This is a genomic window from Mycobacterium sp. E2699 (assembly GCF_001666745.1).
GTDB lineage: Bacteria > Actinomycetota > Actinomycetes > Mycobacteriales > Mycobacteriaceae > Mycobacterium.
The window spans coordinates 1-1,316 of record NZ_LZJH01000026.1 but is presented as its reverse complement, the minus strand read 5'-3'; the positions used below and the strand labels follow the sequence as shown (position 1 = coordinate 1,316).

Genomic DNA, 1,316 nt, shown 5'->3' with positions numbered 1-1,316 from the left:
GGCGACATCGACATCCTGATCACCGACAAGACCGGCACGCTGACGGAGGGCCGCATCCGCCTGGTCGGCGCGGTCGATCCGGCCGGTGCGCCGGCCGAGCCGGTCCGGCGGCTCGGGTTGCTGGCCACCGACGTCGACCCGGAATCCGGTGTGGTGAGCGCCAATCCGCTCGACGCCGCGCTGTGGGACTCCCCGCAGCCACAGCAACTGGTGGGCGGCGCGGTGCGCCGCGTCGCGCTGCTGCCGTTCGACCACGAGCGGCGCGCGACGTCGGTGTTGGTCGACGACGACGGCAACCGCCTCCTCGTCGTCAAGGGCGCCCCCGAACAGGTCCTGGACCGGTGCGACGGGACGCCGGCGGCCGCGGATGCGACCCTGGCGGACTTGTTCGCCGCCGGACGGCGGGTGGTCGCCGTCGCCACCCGCCCGGCCGCCGAGCTGACGGAGCTCACCGCCGACGACGAACACGACCTCACGCTGGCCGGCTTTCTGGTCTTCGCCGACGAACCCAAACCCGCGGCGCGCCAGTCGCTGGCACAGCTGGCCGAACTGGGCATCGAGCTCAAGATCGCCACCGGCGACAATCCGCGGGTCGCCGAAAAGGTCTGCAATGACCTGGGTTTGGCGTCCAAGGGCACTCTCACCGGCGCCGAGCTGGAACCCCTCGACGACGACGGGTTCGTCGACGCCGCGCAAAACCACACCATCTTCGCGCGCATCTCCCCCGAGCAGAAGGCGCGGCTGATCACCGCGCTGCGCCGCAACGGGCGATCGGTCGGCTTCCTCGGCGACGGCGTCAACGACGCGCTGGCATTGCACGCCGCCGATGTGGGCATCTCCGTCAACAGCGCCACCGACGTGGCCAAGGACGCGGCCGACGTGGTCTTGCTGGAAAAGGACCTGGGGGTGCTGGCCACCGGGGTGGCCACGGGCAGAAGGATTTTCGCCAATACCATCAAGTACGTGTTCATGGGCACATCGAGCAATTTCGGCAACACCTTCAGCGCCGCCGCCGCGTCGGCGTTCTTGCCGTTTCTGCCGATGCTGCCCAGCCAGATCCTGCTGGGCAACCTGCTCTACGATGCCTCGCAGTTGGCGATCCCCACCGACCGCGTCGATGAGGAGCAACGCGATGCGCCGGCGCACTGGAACGTCGCCTTCATCCGCAGGTTCATGCTGACGTTCGGGCCCATCAACTCGCTGTTCGACTTCTTGACCTTCGGATTCATGCTCGGCATCCTGCACGCCGGCGAGGTGGCGTTTCACACCGGGTGGTTCCTGGAAAACCTTCTCACCCAGACGTTTATCGTTTTCGC

At 68.1% G+C, this 1,316-nt stretch carries 1 protein-coding gene; it reads left to right on the top strand.

The annotated features are described in order from the left end of the window. On the top strand, nucleotides 1-1,316 hold a 1,316-nt coding region (locus A5696_RS29030), incomplete at both ends, for an HAD-IC family P-type ATPase (protein ID WP_156738223.1).